At 49.2% G+C, this 238-nt stretch carries 1 protein-coding gene; it reads left to right on the top strand.

The features are described 5' to 3' along the window. On the top strand, positions 1–238 hold a 238-nt coding region (locus tag ACFINA_RS09665), incomplete at both ends, for a ShlB/FhaC/HecB family hemolysin secretion/activation protein (RefSeq protein ID WP_375615527.1).

Genomic DNA, 238 nt, shown 5'->3' with positions numbered 1-238 from the left:
CGCGGGGTGCGTGAGGCGATTTATTACGGCAATAATGGGGCGTTTTGGCGCAATGAATTGTCGCTGTTGTTGCCAGGTTTTTCTTCGAGAATGGGGCGTAAATTTATGAGCCAATTCTCTCCTTATATGGCGCTTGATCTGGGGGCTGTAGCCAATGATGTAAGCAAAAACAGTTTTGGCGGGCGCCTTATTGGGGCAACTCTTGGTTTCCATGCAACCGGAGACATTACGGATGTTG

Origin of the sequence: Bartonella sp. AC10YNML, from assembly GCF_042196825.1 — a bacterium.
In the GTDB taxonomy this organism is placed as follows: Bacteria; Pseudomonadota; Alphaproteobacteria; order Rhizobiales; family Rhizobiaceae; genus Bartonella.
Note: the sequence above shows the minus strand (reverse complement) of the source record. Positions and strands in the feature narration are given on the sequence as shown.